Annotated in this window: 17 protein-coding genes; 7 read left to right on the forward strand and 10 right to left on the reverse strand. The window is 35.3% G+C overall.

The features are described from left to right. Positions 1–155: 155 nt before the first annotated feature. Together EV200_RS17700 and EV200_RS17705 are read right to left on the reverse strand one after the other, a co-directional pair. On the reverse strand, positions 156–1,253 hold the full coding sequence (locus EV200_RS17700) for a S1C family serine protease (RefSeq protein WP_132535029.1): 1,098 nt from the start codon (positions 1,251–1,253) through the stop codon (positions 156–158). 8 nt (positions 1,254–1,261) lie between these two features. Further along, positions 1,262–1,828, reverse strand: a complete 567-nt coding sequence (locus EV200_RS17705; RefSeq protein WP_029284795.1) for an RNA polymerase sigma factor — start codon at positions 1,826–1,828, stop codon at positions 1,262–1,264. A gap of 201 nt (positions 1,829–2,029) precedes the next feature. Between EV200_RS17705 and EV200_RS17710 the strand changes: the two genes are divergently transcribed. The 5 genes from EV200_RS17710 (at position 2,030) to EV200_RS17730 (ending at position 5,174) form a co-directional block, all read left to right on the forward strand. Further along, positions 2,030–2,248: a hypothetical protein gene (locus tag EV200_RS17710; RefSeq protein WP_132535031.1), complete on the forward strand. Its 219-nt coding sequence runs from the start codon at positions 2,030–2,032 to the stop codon at positions 2,246–2,248. Between the two features lie 133 nt (positions 2,249–2,381). Next, a complete protein-coding gene (locus EV200_RS17715; RefSeq protein ID WP_132535033.1) occupies positions 2,382–2,600 on the forward strand; it encodes a hypothetical protein in 219 nt (72 codons plus the stop codon). A gap of 130 nt (positions 2,601–2,730) precedes the next feature. After that, positions 2,731–2,952 carry a hypothetical protein gene (locus EV200_RS17720; RefSeq protein WP_132535035.1) on the forward strand — a complete coding sequence of 74 codons (222 nt, stop codon included), beginning with the start codon at positions 2,731–2,733 and terminating at the stop codon, positions 2,950–2,952. Between the two features lie 237 nt (positions 2,953–3,189). Then, complete coding sequence (purB, locus tag EV200_RS17725; protein WP_132535037.1) at positions 3,190–4,536, forward strand: adenylosuccinate lyase; 1,347 nt, start codon at positions 3,190–3,192, stop codon at positions 4,534–4,536. A gap of 86 nt (positions 4,537–4,622) precedes the next feature. Then, positions 4,623–5,174, forward strand: a complete 552-nt coding sequence (locus tag EV200_RS17730; protein WP_132535039.1) for a NifU family protein — start codon at positions 4,623–4,625, stop codon at positions 5,172–5,174. Positions 5,175–5,426: 252 nt separating this feature from the next. On the opposite strand, the gene EV200_RS17735 is transcribed toward EV200_RS17730, so the two are convergent. The 6 genes from EV200_RS17735 to treZ all read right to left on the reverse strand — a co-directional run bounded on the left by EV200_RS17735 (position 5,427) and on the right by treZ (position 16,472). Continuing rightward, complete coding sequence (locus EV200_RS17735; protein WP_132535041.1) at positions 5,427–6,215, reverse strand: inositol monophosphatase family protein; 789 nt, start codon at positions 6,213–6,215, stop codon at positions 5,427–5,429. A gap of 42 nt (positions 6,216–6,257) precedes the next feature. Next, positions 6,258–7,406, reverse strand: a complete 1,149-nt coding sequence (locus EV200_RS17740) for a prolipoprotein diacylglyceryl transferase (protein ID WP_132535043.1) — start codon at positions 7,404–7,406, stop codon at positions 6,258–6,260. A 653-nt stretch (positions 7,407–8,059) separates the two neighbouring features. Continuing rightward, positions 8,060–9,382 carry a tRNA (N(6)-L-threonylcarbamoyladenosine(37)-C(2))-methylthiotransferase MtaB gene (mtaB, locus tag EV200_RS17745; RefSeq protein ID WP_132535045.1) on the reverse strand — a complete coding sequence of 441 codons (1,323 nt, stop codon included), beginning with the start codon at positions 9,380–9,382 and terminating at the stop codon, positions 8,060–8,062. Between the two features lie 96 nt (positions 9,383–9,478). After that, the gene (locus EV200_RS17750) at positions 9,479–10,048 is read right to left on the reverse strand and encodes a UbiX family flavin prenyltransferase (RefSeq protein ID WP_132535047.1); all 570 of its coding nucleotides are present in this window, start codon (positions 10,046–10,048) and stop codon (positions 9,479–9,481) included. A gap of 507 nt (positions 10,049–10,555) precedes the next feature. After that, on the reverse strand, positions 10,556–14,611 hold the full coding sequence (gene treY, locus EV200_RS17755) for a malto-oligosyltrehalose synthase (protein ID WP_132535049.1): 4,056 nt from the start codon (positions 14,609–14,611) through the stop codon (positions 10,556–10,558). Then, entirely contained in the window at positions 14,604–16,472 is a 1,869-nt protein-coding gene (treZ, locus tag EV200_RS17760) for a malto-oligosyltrehalose trehalohydrolase (protein WP_132535051.1), read from the reverse strand. The genes treY and treZ overlap by 8 nt, the downstream gene beginning before the upstream one ends. A 513-nt stretch (positions 16,473–16,985) precedes the next feature. On the opposite strand from treZ, the gene EV200_RS17765 reads away from it, so the two are divergent. Further along, positions 16,986–17,507 carry an RNA polymerase sigma factor gene (locus EV200_RS17765; RefSeq protein WP_132535053.1) on the forward strand — a complete coding sequence of 174 codons (522 nt, stop codon included), beginning with the start codon at positions 16,986–16,988 and terminating at the stop codon, positions 17,505–17,507. A 296-nt stretch (positions 17,508–17,803) separates the two neighbouring features. Here the strand turns inward: EV200_RS17765 and EV200_RS17770 are convergent, their stop codons facing one another. Next, a complete protein-coding gene (locus tag EV200_RS17770; RefSeq protein ID WP_132535055.1) occupies positions 17,804–18,667 on the reverse strand; it encodes an OmpA/MotB family protein in 864 nt (287 codons plus the stop codon). A 437-nt stretch (positions 18,668–19,104) separates the two neighbouring features. Here EV200_RS17770 and EV200_RS17775 point away from each other — a divergent pair, with 437 nt between their 5' ends. Further along, complete coding sequence (locus tag EV200_RS17775; protein WP_132535057.1) at positions 19,105–19,422, forward strand: RNA recognition motif domain-containing protein; 318 nt, start codon at positions 19,105–19,107, stop codon at positions 19,420–19,422. A gap of 168 nt (positions 19,423–19,590) precedes the next feature. Here EV200_RS17775 and EV200_RS17780 read toward each other — a convergent pair whose 3' ends face one another. Then, complete coding sequence (locus tag EV200_RS17780) at positions 19,591–21,267, reverse strand: sodium/sugar symporter (protein ID WP_132535059.1); 1,677 nt, start codon at positions 21,265–21,267, stop codon at positions 19,591–19,593. Positions 21,268–21,299: the final 32 nt, after the last annotated feature.

Genomic DNA, 21,299 nt, shown 5'->3' on the forward strand with positions numbered 1-21,299 from the left:
AATATTATTTTTTTAATTTGAATTAAACAAATCTAATCAATACCATAGTAAATACGTAGACATTATATTATTTAATACATCTAAATTATAAACACATAAAAAACCCCGAAGTAGTTAGCTTCAGGGTCTCAACAATATAATTTGTTTGGGTTATTTTAATTATAAACTTTAATCATAAAAACATAATCCTGCAATTTCTCGATCTGTTTTGTACGTTTTAATCCCGACAGCATGCTTTTCTTGTTAGATGAAAGTCGGTTAGTTCCTAAAGAATCCTGGGGAATTGCCCTCATGGCTTCTAAAATATATTTCGATTTGATGGCAAATGCAGCACCTTCTGTTTGATCTGGCTTACCACTAATAATTCCCACCAAGTTGCCATTGGCATCTAAAAGCGGACCACCACTATTCCCCGGATTAACAGGGATAGAAACCTGATACTGAGTGGTATCTCCCACAAAACCATTCTTCGAACTAACATATCCTTCACCTAAAACAGCATCATCTTTAGGATAACCTAGCGTATAAACTATTTCACCAATACTGCTGGTATTCTTTTTAATGGTATAAGGTATAGAAGATAAATGGCTAAAATTCTTATCATTTATTTTAAGTATGGCAATATCATTTTGAGGGTCTGTGTAAATTGATTTCACTTTAAATGATTCTCCCTTATTATTTTGAACATACAAGGAATCCGCTCCGTTAATTACATGGAGATTAGTTAAAATATAACCATTTGTAGAAATCGCAAACCCCGTACCGCCAAAACTATTTTGAATTACAGGTTTTCCAGCTGTTGTAGTGGTGTTATTTATTTTTCTGATTAAACTATTTTGTGTTTTAATCGCTTTATTTACCTGATTACTTAACAAAACCAATTGTTCTTTTTGTTTAGTATTGTGCTGAATAGAATAAACAGACACTAGAGACAAAACCAAAAATGAAGCAGCAACAGCAATGGCTGATTTCTGTTTCCTCCAAAGTTGAACCACCCGTGATGGATGTGGCCTAAGTGAAGAAGCAAGACCTTCTACATTGATTTCCGCATGAATACTATTTAATTGTTCTTTCAAACGGATTTGCGCCGCAAACATCTCCATAGATTCAAGGAAGAATTTATGTGAAACCACTTTATGATCAACCGCCGGATCATTACGACGTAGTTGTTCCAAAGCTTCAGTTTCCTGTGGATTAAGCTTACCTAAAAGATAATCTTCAATAATTGCGTCTAACTCCAAATCGTTTCTCATTTCAATAACTAAGGTTGAAAAAATATTTTCTTTAACCGCTGCAGGCACTTATACTTTTGTGTTTTTGCATTATCTGTATTGGTGTAACCAAACTTCTCGCAAATATCCTGCATGGATAAACTGTGGATATAAAAATCCTGAATAATGGTTTTACAAGGTTCACCAAGATGATCAAGGGCAGATTGCATTTTCACAAACTGCAAATCCTTTTCTTCATGTTGTTCTACATCCTCTTCTACAGCAAACACATCTTCATAATCGGTAATGTTGCCTGTTTTTTTACTTCGCTGACTTAGTTTTTTTAACCAAATCCTCCGGCAAACCGAGTATATATATGTTTTTAGTTTACTGCTAAGCTCAAAATTTCCTTCTTTAATTTTGTTATATAAAATAATAATCGCCTCCTGATATACATCTTTTGCATCATCTTCATCTCCATTATTATTCAGGATAAATTGCAAAACCATCGCAAAATAAGCCTTATATAACTTGTTAAGTGTATCCGCAGAGTTATTTAGAATACCTAAAATAACCTCTCTATCTGTTGGAACTGAACCCTTTAAACTGTTATTCACTGGTTAATACGTTTTTCGGTAAATAGTAACCCAATATTAGACAAAAAAAATTATAGCCAATAAATAAGTTTAATAACCGACTCAGGTAAACCTAACCTGAAGCAGCGTAAAAAAAATATTTTCACTTTTTTTAAAAATACCGGGTTACCTTTCTACCTTTGCGGCATTAACAAGAAAATTAATTACTTAAAAAATTCAAAAATGAAAAATGCATTCAAATTAGGCTTTTTAGCTTTAGCTTTATCTTTATCAGTTGTTGCTTGTAACTCAGAAAAAAAAGCTGAAGGTGCTGATACAACTTTAACTGATTCATCTACTATCGTTACTGATACTACAGGTGTTGATACAGTTGTTAAAGATTCTACAGTAAAAGATACTTCTGTAAAAGCTACTACAACTACTACAGAAGTTAAACACTAGTCTAACTTACCATATAAAAAAGTCCTTAAGGTTATAATCTTAAGGACTTTTTTATTTATTTTAAATTATTGGGTTACCTTTTAAATTTTACTGTATTAAGGGTAAATTAATTAATAACTAAAAAAACTCAAACATGAAAAATGCATTCAAATTAGGCTTCTTAGCTTTAGCTTTATCTTTATCAGTTGTTGCTTGTAATTCAGAAAAAAAAGCTGAAGGTGCTGATACTACTGTAACTGATTCTTCTACTATCGTTACTGACACTACAGGTGTTGATACAGTTGTTAAAGATTCTACAGTAAAAGATACTTCTGTAAAAGCTACTACAACTACTACAGAAGTTAAACACTAGTCTGACTTTACTTATAAAAAATGGCCTTGAATTAATTTTCAAGGCCATTTTTATTTTTTTTTATTTTTTTGGGTTACCTTTTTAATCCTTTAGTATTAAAGGTATATATTCACTCTAAAAAAATATCAAAATGAAAAATACATTCAAATTTGGCTTCTTAGCTTTAGCATTATCATTATCTGTTGCAGCTTGTAACTCAGAGAAAAAAGCTGATGGTGCTGATACAACTGTAACTGATTCTTCAACTATCGTTACTGACACAACTGGTGTTGATACTGTTGTTAAAGATTCTACAGTAAAAGATACTACTGTGAAAGCTACTACAAAAACTACTGAAGAAGTTAAACACTAGTTTAATTTTCATCATAAATAAAAAAAGGTCTTGATTTTAAAATCAAGACCTTTTTTTATGACTAAGAAATAAGCGATTTTTTTATATCATTCTATCTGATCAATATCTATTCCTCAAAAAAATAGGACGGATCTATTTAATAGCCACTTTTTTCATTGTTACGGGATTTCTTTAAAGATGAAAGTCCTAAAATCCCACCAATTGTAGTAAATTTGCGGCAAAAATATAATCCGCATAATGAATTTAACATCACTACAAGCCATTTCGCCAATTGATGGCCGATATAGAAAAACTACTGAAGGTTTAGCAGCCTACTTCTCTGAAGAAGCATTAATCAAATATCGTGTTTTTGTAGAAATTGAATATTTTATTTCTTTATGTGAAACAAACTTGCCCGGCCTGGAAAATTTCGACAAAAACCATTATGCTGCACTTCGTAATATTCATGAGAACTTTTCGGAAAGTGATGCACTCGAAATTAAAGAGACTGAAAAAGTAACCAACCATGATGTAAAGGCAGTGGAATATTTTATCAAGAATAAATTCGACAACCTGGCACTTCAAGAGTTTAAGGAATTTATTCATTTTGGGTTAACTTCCCAGGATATTAATAATACCGCTATCCCCTACTCTATAAAATTAGCGTTGAATGATAGCTATTATCCGGCAATAACCACATTAATAACTAAAATAGAAGCCCTTGCTGCAGAATGGAAAGATATTCCAATGCTAGCGCATACGCATGGTCAGCCCGCTTCTCCAACTAAATTAGGGAAAGAGTTTCTTGTTTTTGCTGATCGTTTAAACATTCAGCTGGAGAATTTAAAGTCGATTCCAAATAGTGCAAAGTTTGGTGGCGCAACAGGCAATTTCAATGCACATCATATTGCATATCCGCAGGTAAACTGGGTGAATTTCTCCAATCATTTTGTGAACGAAATTTTGGGCTTAACAAGGGCACAACATACTACACAGATTGAACATTATGATCAGTTTGCGGCCCAGTGTGACGCCTTAAAGCGGATTAACAACATCATCATTGATTTAGACAGAGACATCTGGACTTATATTTCTAAAAACTACTTCAAACAAAAAATTAAAGCAGGAGAAATTGGTTCATCGGCCATGCCTCACAAGGTAAATCCAATTGATTTTGAAAATGCTGAGGGCAATGCTGGCATTGCCAATGCATTATTTGAATTTTTTGCGGCTAAACTACCGATTTCACGTTTACAAAGGGATTTAACAGATTCAACCGTATTGAGAAATATTGGCGTTCCATTTGGACATACCTTAATTGCTATTCATTCTACTTTAAGGGGATTAAATAAAATTTTACTAAATGAAGCCGCTCTACATGCAGATCTAGATGATAATTGGGCAGTTGTTGCTGAGGCCATTCAAACGGTTTTACGTAGAGAGAACTTCCCTAATCCATATGAGGCGTTGAAAGAACTAACCAGAACCAACTCAAAAATTAATGCAGCGAGTATTGCTGAATTTATTGAAGGATTAGCTGTTGAGGAGGAAGTAAAAGAACAATTAAGAACCATTACCCCTTTCAATTATACAGGCATTTATTAGCCTATTAAATTGACGCTAAACAGACAGCCTGCAAAGGCTTTATTGATGAGTAATTGTTAATTTTGTTTATTCAAATTGATTAAGACATGACGATTAACGTATATACAGAACAGACTCCTAATCCAGCTACCATGAAATTCATGGTGAATAAATTGCTGATTAATGGTAGCGAGGATTTCGCAACAAAGGAAAGTGCTGATCATTCTCCTTTCGCGAAGGAATTATTTAAGTTCAACTTTGTTACGGGTGTGTTTTTTGCAAGCAACTTTGTGACCATTACTAAAACAGATGATGCAGAATGGGCGGATATTGAAGCGATTTTAAAAGAATTTGTAAAAGGTGCTGTAGAATCTGAATTAAAAATTAAAGAAGTAACTTCTGAGGAAGCACCGTCTTTTGAAGGTACAGAAACAGAAATTAAAATTCAGCAAATCCTTCATGACTATGTTCGTCCTGCTGTTGAACAGGATGGTGGTGCGATTACTTATAAATCATTTGATGAAGGCGTGGTAACTGTAGAATTAAGAGGTTCTTGCAGTGGTTGCCCATCTTCAACCATCACCCTTAAATCGGGTATTCAGAATTTATTACAACGAATGGTACCTGAAGTTACTGATGTCGTATCTGAAGCGCTTTAAAATTCTGCATTTTTCATAGTACATACATAGTAAAAAGGTCTTGGTTTAAACCAAGACCTTTTTTTATTTGATCTTATAGACCCCTCAAATAAGTACGCCCCACCAATATTAACTCATTTATTCAGTCGCTTATCACAATGAGGCCATAATAAGCTCAACTTGTTTATCATACTATACCATTTCATCTTATAAGAAACATAAGGTATTTATTTAGCTTATGTTTAAAAACCGTTTATAAAGAAATGGTTTTTATTAAAAATACTGCTTAATAGCTGCTAGCATTTCACCAGTAAGCTTTCCATTAGTAGCCAGGATCTCTCTTTTCTCAAAGTAATCATTACCACCAGAGAAATCAAATACCTCTCCACCTGCCTGTTGTACAATGTAACACCCTGCTGCAAAATCCCACTGTTGAAGATTGTATTCAAAAAAAGCATCAAAACGGCCACAAGCGGTATAAACCAAATCAATTGCAGCAGCGCCAATCCGACGAACGCCATGGCTTTTCTGCATCATTTCTTCCAATAACTTTAAATATTGTGCCTGCTTATCAAACTGATAATATGGAAAACCAGTAGCCAGCAAACTAGAAGGTAAATCTGGATTGGTAGAAACGCGGATTTGTTTTTTATTCATAAAAGCTTCTCCGCCTTTAAATGAGTAAAACATTTCACCGCGATTAAGTTCATAAACCACACCGATTACCGGCTTACCTTCTTCATATAAGGCTACACTGATACCATATGCAGGAATTCCATGAATAAAGTTTGTGGTACCATCAAGAGGATCAATAATCCACGTATAAGTTTTACCTACTCTGCTGATCGTTTTTTCTTCTGTAATAAAACCAGCATCCGGAATAAGTTTTTCCAGGTTTTGAACCAGTTTCTGTTCTGCTGTTTTATCTACATAAGAAACCATATCGTTCAACCCTTTGTATTCGATTTTACTGGCATCAAATTGTAAAGATTCTTTACGGATAAAGTTCCCGGTTAACTTCACTATTGAGATAACCTTATTACATATTAATTCGTAATTCATATTTTTTTATCAAAATGGATTGGAGATACTTGGAAGATAGATTTAACTCAATTCGTTTTTATTTCTTAATGCATAGATGCTTAAAGCAATTCCTCCGATTACCAGAAAAGTTGAAATCATTTCTGCCTGGGTAAATGACAATCCAAATACGTGGTACTTAGAGTTTACACGAATCAATTCGATACAAAAACGTTCAATTCCATTCAAAATCATATAAATCCCAAACATCAATCCAGGAGCTTTTATTTTATCTCGGATGCTCCACAAGAAGGCAAAAAGAATTAAGCATACAATTACTTCATATATAGGTGTGGGATAAACTCCCTGAGCCAACTCGTTACAAAATTTACCTGTGCAGCCAGAAATAGGAATCCCCTCGCCCACTACATTGTTCGGATAAGTATACGACCATAACCAATCTGGTAACCAAGAGAAAGGTTTTGGATTTGAATTCACAATTCCCCAGTCCCCATCTCCAGATAAATGACAGCCAATACGTCCAACGGCGTAAGCCAGCATCATTCCCGGACCGCCTACATCTAGCATATGTAAAGGCTTTATTCCATTTTTCTTTGCAATGATAAGTACAGCTGCCCCGCCACAAATTAATCCGCCATAAAAGGTTAAACCACTGAATGAAAGTAAACGTTCAATTGGATGTTGTACAAAATCATCCCAATATTCTAAGTTATCGAAAAACTTGGCACCCAAAAAACCCCAGATTGCGGCCCACACAATGAGATTGCTCATGAGCTGGTAAGGATGTATGGTTACTTTTGTTTCTTTAGGTGCATCTAATTTATATTTATCTTTTTCCTTATAATCCCAATAGGCAAACAGGGCGGCAAATAGTAAACCACCGATCACGTTTCCTTTAGCAGACATTAGAACGGATTGCGCATCGCTTACAAATAATGAATAGTTTAACAAGGCATATACCAGTTTATAGCCTATTAAAAATCCAAACAGCGCATTCATAATAAGCTCAGAAGTGGTAGCAGGCTTTCCAACTACCACCGTTTTAGTGATGGGATGAAGAATGCCTAATGCTTCTTTCCGCTGTAATTCTTTGGTAAAAGCCCAATACCCAGCAACAAAGGCTAGCGCTACAAAAACACCAAAAGTATTAAACGGCAATGGCAGGTTAATGCCAAATAAATATTCTAAAAAATGGGAGACGGTAGGAAACATACAAATAATTTGTTGCGAAGATAGGAAAGAAAGCTGAAAGGCTAAAGCGGAAAGACTAAAGGCAAATTAGATTGCTTCGTCGTGCCTCCTCGCAAGGACGATCTGCCTCAAAACCCGTCATTGCGAAGCAGACTCTCCATCTGCTGAAGCAATCTCCTTCTTAGGTTCCGAAAGTAGATTAATCGGTCGTGCATACTCTGAAGAAGATCTATTAGAAAAATCGTCTTCCTGAACTGTTTCAGTATCTGATCTAAATAGATGCTGAAATAAATTCAGCATGACGAATCGATTAAAAATACCTATTAAAAACCTTCGTAGATTTAGTTAAATAGATTGCTTCGTCGTGCCTCCTCGCAATGACTATTCTCCTTAAAATCCGTCATTGCGAATCAGATTCTTCATCTGCTGAAGCAATCTCCTTCGTAGGTTCCGCAAAGTAGATTAATCGGTCGTGCATACTCTAAAGAAGATCTACTAGATGAATCGTCTTCCTGAACTTGTTTCAGGATCTGATCTAAAAAGGTGCTGAACTGAATTCAGCATGACGATTTGATTAAGGAATGCCTGCATTTACGAAAAGTCGTCCTCCTGAATTTGTTTCAAGATCTTATCCGAATAGGCGCCGAACTAATTCAGCATGATAATTTAAAATACTAATGATGCGCGTAAACTGTTTCCAATTCAGCTACTTCAACTTCACCTTCAGGCGTCATTTCTAGTAATTTAACTGCTTTGAGTTCATTTACCATAATAGGATCATACTTTGCACGTACCTTAACATAGTTTTTAGTAAAACCATGCATATAACCCATTTTTTGATCGGCTTCAAAAAGCACTTCAGCATCAGTACCAATCTGTGATTGATAAAAAGCACGACGTTTTTTATCAGAAAGAATGTGCAACATTTTACTTCTTTCATTCCGTTCACTACCGGTTACTACGCCTTTCATATCAGCCGCAGCAGTAAGTTCTCGTTCAGAATAGGTAAATACATGCAAATAAGAAATATCCAGTTGATTTAAGAACTGATAGGTATCCAGAAAATCTTCCTTTGTTTCACCAGGGAAGCCTACAATTACATCGACACCGATACAGCAATGTGGCATCACTGATTTAATTTTTGCCACACGTTCCACATAAAGATCAGTACGATAACGACGACGCATTAAACCTAGAATCTTATCAGAACCAGATTGTAAGGGAATATGAAAATGAGGTACAAATCGCTTTGAAGCTGCTACAAATTCGATAATTTCATTACTTAAAAGATTGGGTTCGATAGATGAAATTCGGATTCTTTCAATTCCTTCTACTTCATCCAGGGTCTTAACCAAATCAAAAAACTTATCTTCACGGGTACCATTTCGGATTCCAAAATCGCCCAGATTAACTCCGGTAAGTACAATTTCCTTCACACCACTTTCAGCAATCATTTTTGCCCGGTTGACTACGTTTTCGATGGTATCGCTACGGCTTGCCCCCCGTGCTAAAGGAATAGTGCAATAGGTGCAGGGATAATCACATCCATCCTGAACCTTTAAAAAAGTACGCGTTCTGTCGCCAATAGAATAAGAGGCGATAAAATTATGGTTTACCTTTTCTATATTTTGCTGATGAACCACCGCTTTTGGCTGTTTGGTTAAATCAGTGATATACTCAACAATTCTGAATTTTTCAGCAGCACCCAAAACCATGTCTACACCTTCAATTCCTGCAATTTCCTGTGGTTTTAACTGGGCGTAACACCCAACAATAGTGACAAAAGCGTTTGGAGAGTATTTTAAGGCTTCCTTAACAACCTTACGGCATTTTTTATCGGCATGATCAGTAACTGAACAGGTATTGATTACATATACATCAGCTTGATCTTGAAATTCTACCACAGCATACCCCGCATCGGTGAATAATCGACCAATTGTTGAAGTTTCAGAGAAATTTAATTTACAACCTAATGTATAAAATGCGACCTTTTTCATTGAGCCTGCAAAGATAAGAAATAAGTTCGAAGTTGTCAGTTTCGTATTTGGAGAACTGACAAATCATAGACGAAGAATAAGGAATTCCGAAAAGGGTTATTTTTCTTGCCAGCGATAACTTTGTTGCTCAAAACCAGCCAAATCCAATACCCTGCTAATTACCGTACCCGCTACTTCTTCAATGCTTTTAGGCAAACTATAAAACGATGGGTTTGCCGGACAAATGATTCCTCCAGCTTCAGTTACGGTTTTCATATTATTGATGTGAATTAAACTAAAAGGCGTATCTCTTACTACGGCAATCAGTTTTCTACGTTCTTTTAAAATCACATCTGCAGCTCTGGAAATCAGATCATTTGATATACCATGCGCAATTCTTCCTAATGTACCCATTGAACATGGAACGATGATCATGGTATCATATTTAGCAGAGCCTGACGCAAAAGGTGCATTAAAATCATTTTTATTAAAGAAAGTAAATTGGTTATAGTCCGCATAATTTTGATTACCCAATTCAAATTGCCATACCTCTTTAGCGTTATCACTCATCACCACACCAACTGCTTCAATCTGATCCTGAAGTTCAATTAATTTATCAAATAAAACTTTAGCATAAATTGATCCACTGGCTCCGGTAATGGCTACCACTACTTTCTTTTTTATCATCTTCAAAAATACGTTATAAAAACACTTTTACACAAAAAAAGGGCCGAATACAAGTATTCGACCCTACATCTACCTATGAAAAACATACCCTCGAAAGGGTAAGAACAAATATATATATTTTTTCAAGAAAAGATAAAGTAGAACTGTTAAATTATGTAAAAGTTTGCGTCAGATGGATACAATAACACAAACACCTGATTATCAATTAAATAATTTTAAATAAAATCATTTTTTATTTAAAACCACACATAAAAATATTCATTTTACTTAAAAAAAGTCAATACTATCAGACATAAATGGAGATATAATATATACTTATGTGATTATCGATCTTTGAAATTAACATTTTTGATACCTTTCCGTATTAATAGAACATTTACTAATTGTTGTTTTATTGAATAGTTATGTTGATGAAATTCTATTTATCTCAGAATTGCTTTTATTTATCAAAGTATCACTGAATCATTACCTTACTAAACAATGCAAACCTATACAAAGATCATATTATCAATTTCTATTGTACAATTCTATTGCTTGTTTCAGCCATTCTGTTAATTCAGAATCTAACATTTGCCCGGTTAAGCGCCACTTCCAGTTTCCAGATCCATCACCGGGCTTATTCATTCTTGCAGATTCATCAAGATTTAAAATATCCTGAATAGGTATAATTGCAATTTTAGCACTGGAGGAATATACAGCTCTTAAAAGTGTGTGATTGATATTTTTCTCATTAACCTCAAACCCAAAATAGTTATCCAGTCTTTTCTTTATATCTGCATCTGCCTCAGCTTTAAACCAGCCTAATAAAGTGTTATTATCGTGAGTACCTGTATAAACCAGGCAATTAGTGGAATTAAAATTATGGGGAATATGCGTTGTAGTGATTAAATCGCCTCCAAAAGCAAATTGCAACACCTTCATCCCAGGCAGTTCAAATTGATCTCGAAGCAATTCTACATCATTGGTAATTTCTCCCAAGTCTTCAGCAATAAATGGCAAATGACCGAGCGCATGCTTAATAATATCAAAAAATTCTTCTCCAGGTCCGTCAATCCATTTACCATGAACTGCTGTTTCAGCACCTGCATCCACTTCCCAAAAGGAAGAAAAAGCCCTGAAATGGTCTAACCTTAATAAATCAAACAGTTCCATATTTTTTTTAAGGCGATTGATCCACCAGGCATACTTTTCAGCCTTCATGGCAGCCCAGTTAAAGATGGGCATTCCCCAAAGCTGACCATTTTCATTGAAATAATCAGGAGGAACTCCAGCAACTTTAAGTGGCTTTAAATCTATATCCAATTTAAATAATGAAGGTTGAGACCAAACTTCCACTGAATCCAAATCCAGATAGAAAGGCAAATCGCCTACCATCTGTATACCATTTTGATTGGCATAATCCTTAAGGCGATGCCATTGCTTAAAAAAAATAAATTGCTGCCATTTAATCTCATCAATATCATCCGCAAACTGATTACTAAATTCAGCCAAAGTCTTTTTATCACTTGTTCTAAATAGATCTGGCCAATTGTACCATTCTAGTTGATGGTGATTTGCTTTAATGGCTACGTATAATGCAAAATCATGTAGCCAGCTTTGTTCTTCTTCGCAAAACACTTCAAAAGAAGATTTTAGAGAAGGATTTGTTGATTGCCTGAAATTCTGATAGGCTACTTTTAGTAAATGGTATTTATTACTTTCAACACGATCATAATCAATTTGATCTGTTAACTCAATTTTCACGCTTTCCAAATCTGCTTCATTTAACAAACCATCTGATAAAAGAACATCCGGACTAATTAGCAATACATTACCCGCCATGGCAGAATTACTGGAATATGGTGAGTGGCCATTTCCAGCCTTAGTAGGATTTACAGGTAATATTTGCCAGAATTTTTGACTAGAATTGGCCAAAAATTCTATAAATTTTTCACTTTCAGTACCAATATCCCCTATTCCATAAGCAGACGGCAATGAACTGATATGCATTAAAATGCCGGCCGACCTATTGTTCTGTTTAGTTTTAAGCTTGATTAATCCAACAGGCACTTCACTTAGCAGCTGATTGATCAGAATCCCCTTATTCAGGATATCCTTAACACCCGATTTTTCTGTAATTAAATCATCCCATTCAATTGGGGCATTTGCTGGAAGAATAATTTGAGTATCTGCCCAATCAAACTGATTTGGCGCTGATTCGTCGTTTACTAATGCAGCTAATCCTAACGGAGTTACTACAATTAGCCATTCATTGTGAAGCTTCCTGGCAAAAGCAACTACGTTTTGTTTGTATTTCCCTTCAACCTGAAGCGGAATATATTCACCATTTTCAAAAAGTTGCTGGTGTTTTTTTCTAAGGATTGCGAGGCGCTGGGTTAGCCAGAGTTTTATTTTACCAGAATAGCGTTCATCCCATAGATTTTGTAAACTTTGATCATCTTTTGCAGATTGAAAATCAAGTCTCTTTTCATAATCTACAGGCCTGCGATTATCAGGGTCTACCATACTCAAATCCCATAATTCCGTTCCTTGATAAACATCCGGAATCCCAGGACAAGTAAACTTCAACGACAACTGAGATAAACTATTAATGATGCCAAAATCTGCAATCTTGCTAATAAATTTTTGAATGACTTGATAGGCGACATTTTCCTCATTCAATGATGCATTAGCAAAATCTTTTACATTTTGCTCGTAATCTTCATCCGGCGATGCCCAGTCCGATCGTTTTTTAGCTTCTCTTAAAGCTTTCTCAATGTATTGTGCTAAACGCTCACTGATTTGATCTGAATCTTCGCCAGGCATGGGTAAAGCGCCTAAGATAGTTTGAATAACCAGGTACATATCATTCTGATGCAGATCTTTAAAAGATTCATTTTCTTTTTTTAACTGCTCAGTGGTCTTCAATAAGTCTTCTACCAAATCAATCCATTCATTTGGAAGATCTGTTAACACATTTAATCGTGCCCTTACATCCTCCCCCTTTTTGGTATCATGAGTAGCACTTCCATTTAACGAAAGCGGCCATCGCGCCTGCCTGTCTTTCATTTTCTGGTGGAAATCTTCGATAGAAATTCCAAATGCATGCGGTGCATCGCCAACTTCAGTATGGCCAACAAAAAGGTTATACGTAAACATTACAGTATCTTCTACCCCCTTTGCCATTAGTGGACCAGTAAACTGCATACAACGCTGGTAAAACTTACCGATGTTTTCAAGGTAGTTTACATTTCCTTGTAAAGGCTTTTCAATAAGAATTTTCGCTAAAAATGCACCAGCTGCTTTTAATTCATCCTGCTGATTTACGCCGGAAATTAATTCCGTAACTTGAATTAATGATTCATTTTTTAAAGGAAACTGATAATCATAATAGCGGTAAACGGGCATTTGAATCATCATTTCCCCAATTCCTTTTTTAATCATATCGGTACCAATTTCGTCTTCATCGGTATCTGAAATTAAATTTAGATCTTTAGCCAACTGATATAAATTATCAAGTTCGCCACTCATGTGTTCATAAAGAATGGTTTCTTTTTTCTCATGAATCAATACATCCAGATCCTGCGCTTTACCTGTTACTTTTTGATATAGTTTATCAAATGATTGCTGAGCGGATTGATTGGTGAAAAGGTTATTGGTGATCGCCAGAAAATCATATCCTGTATTGCCCTGGGTATTCCAATCTTGCGGCAATTGTTCGTCGTATTCTAGAATTTTCTCAATAACCACGTATACATCATCACCTACAGATTCTCTTAATCTATCTAGATACATCTTCGGATCGTAAAGTCCATCAATATGATCTATTCTTAATCCTTGAAAAACACCTTCATTTACAAAATTGAAAATATATTCGTGGTAAGTATCAAATACGGCTTTATCCTGAATGTTTAAGCAGATTAAGCTATTTACGGTGAAGAATCGCCTGTAATTGATTTTATAAAAGGTTTCCTGCCAGTTACAGAGGCGGTAATGCTGCTCATTTAGAATTTCCAGCAATGCTGAAGGATTACTATTGATATCAGCTATATTTTTATCTCTGAGTTTTTTAGAAGTGTCATCACTTAACGGCCAAATCGTTCCACTATAATTAACATAAAACGCATCATTTTCCTCCGTTAACTTTAGCGCTGCATTTGCGATAGCATCATTCAGGTCCTCACCTAAAAAAGGTACCATCAGTTGTTTTTCATGCTTTAAATCAATATCAAAAAAGGCGGCATATGCGGATTCTTTTCCTTTTTTTAATATGTCCATCAGCCATGCATTACCCGTATGGAATGCCATATGATTGGGCACAATATCTTGCAGCCAGCCAATTCCGGCAGCTTTCAGATTTGCAGCAAGCTGATATAATTCTTCTTCTGTTCCTATTTCGGGGTTAATTTTATGCGGATTAATCGTATCGTAACCATGCATACTTCCAGGGGAAGCCTCAAATATGGGTGAAGCATATATAGTATCTATCCCTAATTCTTTTAAATATGGAACGATATGATTAAGCGATTTAAAAGGAAAATCTTTATTAAACTGGATTCGGTAAGTGCTTGAAGGTTTATACATTTTTACAAAGAAAAATTTGGATCGATTCAGGTAAAAGGGTTATTTTATTATTTGTTGGTATGGAATCGTCAACACTTATTCCACCCCACAAGACTGATGCGGAGTTAAAAATGTTTTGATATTGAAAGCTATATTTAAGGTTCAGCGTCTGTTCATGATCAGAAAAGTTCATTAGACACAGAATTTTTTCGTCTTCGTGCCAGCGTTCTAAAATCAAACAGTTTTGATCAGCCAGTGCGATTGCCTTAACATGATTTCTATCCAAAACAGACATTACTTTATAGGTTTTCCTCAAATTAATGAGCGCCTTATAAAATTTAAGCAGGCTTTCATGGGGTTTTTGCGTTATCCTGTCCCAACTTAATTTAGATGTTAAAAAGGTAGTATCACTTTGCGGATCAGGTGTTTCTTCTCCATGATGAAAAGCAGCAAACTCAGACTTCCTTCCTTTTCTCACCGCTTCAATCAGGTCTTGATCACTATGGCTAGTGAAAAATTGGAAACGATTGGTTTCCCCATATTCTTCTCCCATAAAAATGAGGGGTAAAAATGAACTACAAAATACTGCTCCTGCAAGTAATTTTGTCATTTCGAAACTCAACAGTTCACTGGTTCGTTCACCAAGCATCCTGTTCCCCACCTGATCATGATTTTGTGAAAAAACGATAAATTGTCTTCCCGTATTATTTTTTGCCTTTGCACCGAATTTTTTCTGCCGGTGTGGTGAATATTGCCCGTCATTAACATAAGCATCTTCATAAGATTTTGCGAGATGCTCAATGCCAATAAATTCAGCATAATATCCATTCGGTTCTTGTCCGGCAGCAACCCGAAGTGCATGATGAAACTCATCAGCCCATTGCGCATCCATACCATATCCACCTTTATTAGTTGGATTAATATATTTTGGATCATTTAAATCCAATTCAACAATTAACTGATAGCTTTTTCCATTTTGTGCAGAAAGTTGATCTACATATTGCTTAATTTCTTGCAGAATATGGGTGCTGCTAAAATCTTTAATCGCATGTACTGCATCTAAACGAAGGGCATCCACATGAAAATCCCGGAACCACATCAAAACATTTTCAATGAAGTAATTCCGAACAGGATCGCAGTTGGCATCATCAAAGTTAATGGCCTGGCCCCAGGGGGTTTGGTATTTATCTGTAAAATATGGACCAAAATCATTGAAATAGTTCCCTTCAGGTCCCATATGATTGTAAACCACATCAAGAATGACAGCTAAACCATTTATATGGCAGATATTGATCAGGTGCTTCAATGCTTCAGGGCCACCATATGAGTTTTGAATAGCAAAAGGGAAAACGCCATCATAACCCCAATTTCTTTCTCCAGAGAACTGCGCAACAGGCATCAGTTCGATTGCCGTAATGCCCAATTCTTTTAAATATAGAATCTTATTTTCTATGGATTTAAAGTCACCATTTTCAGTGAAAGTTCCGGTATGAAGTTCATAAATGATAAATTCTTCCAGTGGAATTCCATTCCAGTCTTGATCCTCCCACTTAAATCCATTTAAATTATAGGCAATGGATTTTCCGTTTACCCCCTCCTTTTGCCATAATGAAGCTGGATCTGACCGCTGTAAATGTTTTGTTTCTGATGGCTGATCTGTTGCTTGCGCAAAAGGGATCATTTCAAAGCAATAAGAGTCTTGATCAGCGATTTGATCCGTCTCTAAAAACCAATACCCATAATCTTGCTTAATCAGTTGAAGTTTTAAGTTATTGGTTATCAAATAAACATTGCTCGAATACGGTGCCCATAGGTAGACTTCTGCTGCGCCTCTTTCATTAAAGTTTAAGCCTATTTTTCTTTTGTGGATATCAATTTCCATACTTATATATAAAGGTTTTAACCTTGGCTTTTCCTTAATTATTTTAATTTATTAATACGGTGAATCTTATAAACTGAATACTCAAATACAACACATTTAAAGCATTAAGATAATATGATTTAAAAAAATTATTAGCATTCAGGTTACACAAGCTTTAAAACAAGAATTGAATGCAATGGTTTTCTATTCTAATAATTAACCTTACTCATTGCAACCTGCTATTGATTTACTAAAAAAAGTGTTGAATATGGAAAATAATTTTAAAGAAATGCTGTATTAAAAATTGAGCAGCTGAACAATCACACACTAAAACGGTAGATTTTATGTGAGTATAAACACCCGTATTTATACGCTATATAGAAATGAACAGACAACCCTCAATACCTAAAAACCGCATTTAAGTAGCTATAAAACCATTTTTTGATCCGAATAAGTAATCAGACCAAAGATATCATCAGGATCTTTTGGTATAACTATTGTTCGTTTGAAAGTACATCCTTAACCTAAAACATCATGACACAGTTTGAATTTAACAACATGGTTAACAGCCACTCCCTTTCGCTTAAGATGCATGCTTTAAATTTCACAAAAGATATTGAAGATGCGAACGATTTGGTTCAAGACACGATGTTGAAAGCCATTAGATTCTATCAGAACTTTCAAGAAGGTACGAATTTCAAAGGCTGGCTATTTGTGATAATGAAAAATACATTCATTAACAATTATCGTAAATCAGCAAAAGCAAAAACATTAATTACACAAGATGATGAAATTTCATCTGCAAATTTAATGTACAGTTCTGAGCGAAATGGAAGTGTAGGTAAAATGATTGTAGATGATATTCAGAAAGCATTAAATCATTTACCAGAAGTTTACAGTGTTCCATTCATTAAATATTTTGAAGGATTTAAATATCATGAAATAGCAGATGAATTACAGATTCCACTGGGAACAGTAAAAACCAGAATCCATGTGGCGAGAGAAATGCTTAAAAAATATTTAAAAACTTATGCCAAGGAAGCATATAGCGCATAAACAAAATTAAGCCTCAACCACCAGTTGAGGCTTTTTTGTGTCTAATAAGTTTCAATTATTCAAACGGAAGAACATCTACTCTTTTTTTGTACTCCTTTAAAAGCATCTTAAATGTTAACCTTATTAATAGATGCTGAATTAATCAATAACCGAAATTAATCTGAAGATGTAAATCAAAGACACTTTAGTTTTTATGCTTGCTAAAATCTATAAAGCAATAAAATTGATCATCAATCAAAAATAAGAGCACAAAAAAAGGGCAGCCTTTAAAAAGACTGCCCATCTACTAATGAATCTTATTTTTGTGATTGCTCTGGAGCTTTACCAATTAAGTCCATAAACTGATCCAGTTTAGGCGTGATGATAATTTGAGTTCTTCTATTTTGTGCCTTCCCTGCTGGCGTGTTGTTATCAGCAACCGGATTAAATTCACCTCTGCCTCCTGCAGTCAATCGCTTTGGATCTACCTGATACTTAGTTTGCAAAACCTGAACCACTGATGAAGCTCTTAGTGCACTTAAATCCCAGTTATTGCGGATATTAGGCTGTGTGATGGGAACATTATCTGTATTACCTTCAATTAATACATCATAAGTACTGTAATCTTTAATGATCTTGGCAATTTTGCTTAAGGTTTCTCCAGCCTTATCAGATACTTCATAACTACCAGATTTATAAAGCATGTTATCAGCCAATGAAATATACACTACACCTTTGAGTACCTGAACATCAACATCACTAAGTTCTTCTCTGCTTAAAGAACGGGTAAGGTTGTTGGTTAACACCATATTAAGTGAGTCACTTTTATTTTTGGCATTTACCAATTGCTTAATATATTGATTTGAACTGTTAATTTCATCCACGAGTTTGGAGATATTAACATTACCCTGGCTGCTGGAGTTTAAGCATTTATTCAAGGCATCCTGTAAAGCGACAACATTCGATTTTTCGGAGGCAATTTGCTCTTCCAGACTTTTCACTCTGCTACTGGTACCTGAAAGCTCTCGCTGGCTATCCTGGTATTTGTTACTTAACTCTTGATTTCTTTCTCTTAATTTAGAGTAAGTGTCCTGAAGTTCTGTATATTTCTTATTGCTCACGCAACCAGAAATCATCACTCCAGCCAAGAGCATTATCGGGATTGATTTGTAAAATTTCATAATCTTATCTTTTTTTTATAGATGAACATTTAACAAAATTCTTGCCGTAATGTTTAAAACTGCTTTTCAGCTTCGTTAAAGAATGTTAATCTTAATAGCAAATTTTCTAGTCGATCAAATGGAGAGAAGCTTTTATTGAGCAGAAAACATCATCCAAAATGGTTATTGGTCATATGGTTTCGTCATTCCAGCATAGCTGCTCGACAATTTGGGCTTAGTTAGAATTCATTATAACCTTTAATACACTAATGCGCGTATAAATTCCATGTCAAACTCATGCAAATTAATGATGATGTGAGAATTAGCAGCTTTTAAGTTAAAATCTGTTTTGTTTTCATCATTATAAATTTTTATTTTGCAAAACAATTTAACATAAAACATAATGCTGGCGAAAACGTTATCAAAGGCGATATCAATAACAACATAATATTCTAAAAATGAACAAGCTTTTCGTCGGTGGCCTGGCAGACAATATTCAGGAAATGGATTTAGCAATTTTTGTAAGTCTCCATGGTAAAATTGATACGATTAAAGTTGTTCGGGATCGGGCTACAGGAAAATGCAAAGGTTATGCCTTTATTGAGGTTGAAAGTTTAGATGATGCTAAAAACATCATTTCTATGCTAAATGGAGAAACATTTAAAGGAAATGTGATTACCGTTAAGTTATCGGAAGAAGTTGCGCCTAAAAAGCCAGCTCCAAAACCAAGAACAAACGAAGCATTCAAATCTAAAAGACCACGTCTTCAGCGTTAAAAGATTCTGCTATTTAAAAAACATACGTTCTGATCATTTTATTGGTTATTAGAAATCAACCGCTATACCTTATATATTTTTAAAACCAAAGGTTATAGCTCCTAAACAAAAAAAGGATAGCGTCATAAGATGCTATCCTTTTTTTTATCGTTCTAATGACTTAATATCTTACCAGTAAACACTGTAAAGCGCAACCAATAAGCCAATAATAAGTAATGTTCCAACGGCAAAGCTGGTACTGGTTTTAAACATTTTAACATCGATATCCAACCCTTTAGGATTCACGCCTTTTCTGTTTTCAAATAAACTGATGATGATCATACCAATGATACAGAATACAAATACAAAGCCCATTCTGTCAAGGAAAGGAATTTCATAAACTCCTGTTGCATTTTTCACAGAAAAGCCTAAACCAGATAACCAGGAAAGGTCTGTTAACTTTGGCAAAGCCTTAAGCAATAACGACATACCGAAACCACCTATCGTTGCAAATAAAGCAGCATTTGAAGTGGTTCTTTTCCAAAAGAAACCTAAAATAAACATGGCGAAAATACCTGGCGAAACAAAACCAGTATATTCCTGAATGTATTGGAAACCACCTTTTTTATCAATCCCCAAATGCGGTGCAATTAATACGCCCAAAATCATTGCCACAATGATGGAAATTTTTCCGGTCAATACCAGGTTCTTTTCTGTTGCTGCCGGATTGATTACTTTTTTGTAAATATCAAGGGTGAAAATAGTGGCGATACTGTTTGCCTTACCCGCTAAAGAAGCTACCACAGCTGCTGTTAATGCCGCAAATGATAAACCTTTTAAACCTGCAGGAAGTAAGTTCAGCAATACCGGATAAGCACGATCTGGATTTACAGAGCCATTCTGCAACATTTCTGTCTGGAATGCACCATCCTTATAAAGTACATAGGCTGCAATACCCGGAAGCACCACAATGATCGGCATTAACAATTTCAAAAAAGCAGCAAATAATAAACCACCTCTTGCGGTATTTAAATCCGCACCTAAAGCACGTTGAGTAATATATTGATTGCAACCCCAATAATTCAGGTTTACAATCCACATCCCGCCGATAAGTACGCTCAAACCTGGTAAATCGATATAATTTTCATTATCAGGTTTTAGTATCATATGAAAATGCTCTGATGCTTTAGTGCTCATTAGATGATAACCTTCGAAAATACCGGTTGTTCCGTAATGGGTAGACACGAGATTAAGCGCCAGATAGGTTGTAGCCAAACCACCTAAAATTAAGAAGAACACCTGAATAACATCGGTATAACCAATTACCTTCATCCCACCTAAAGTAATGATGATGGCAAAGGCTGCAATGGCATACATACACAGTTCCAGGTTGAAACCAGAAATACTGCTTACGGCCAATGCACCTAAATACAGGATAGAAGTTAAATTAACCACTACATATAAGAGCAACCAAAAAACAGCCATAATCATTGCAACAGTACCATTATAGCGCTGGTGAAGAAATTGTGGCATGGTGGCAATTTTGTTTTTAAGGTAAACCGGAATGAAGAACACCGCAACCACGATAAGGGTTAAACTTCCCATCCATTCGTAAGTGGCAATGGCCAATCCCATTTTAAATCCCGAACCACTCATCCCGATAAATTGTTCGGCTGAGATATTCGAAGCAATTAGTGAAGCGCCAATAGCCCACCAAGTAAGCGACCCTTCGGCCAAAAAGTAATCTTTTGAGCCTGTTGATACAGATTTTTTCTTATTGTAAATGTAAAGGCCATAGGCTGCTACAATCACAAAGTACACCGCAAATACGATGTAATCTTTTGTATCCAGAATATTATTTTTCATTCATGTATTTGTTTAGGTTTTATTTAACCAGC

It is taken from the genome of Pedobacter psychrotolerans (genome assembly GCF_004340665.1).
Taxonomy (GTDB): Bacteria; Bacteroidota; Bacteroidia; order Sphingobacteriales; family Sphingobacteriaceae; genus Pedobacter; species Pedobacter psychrotolerans.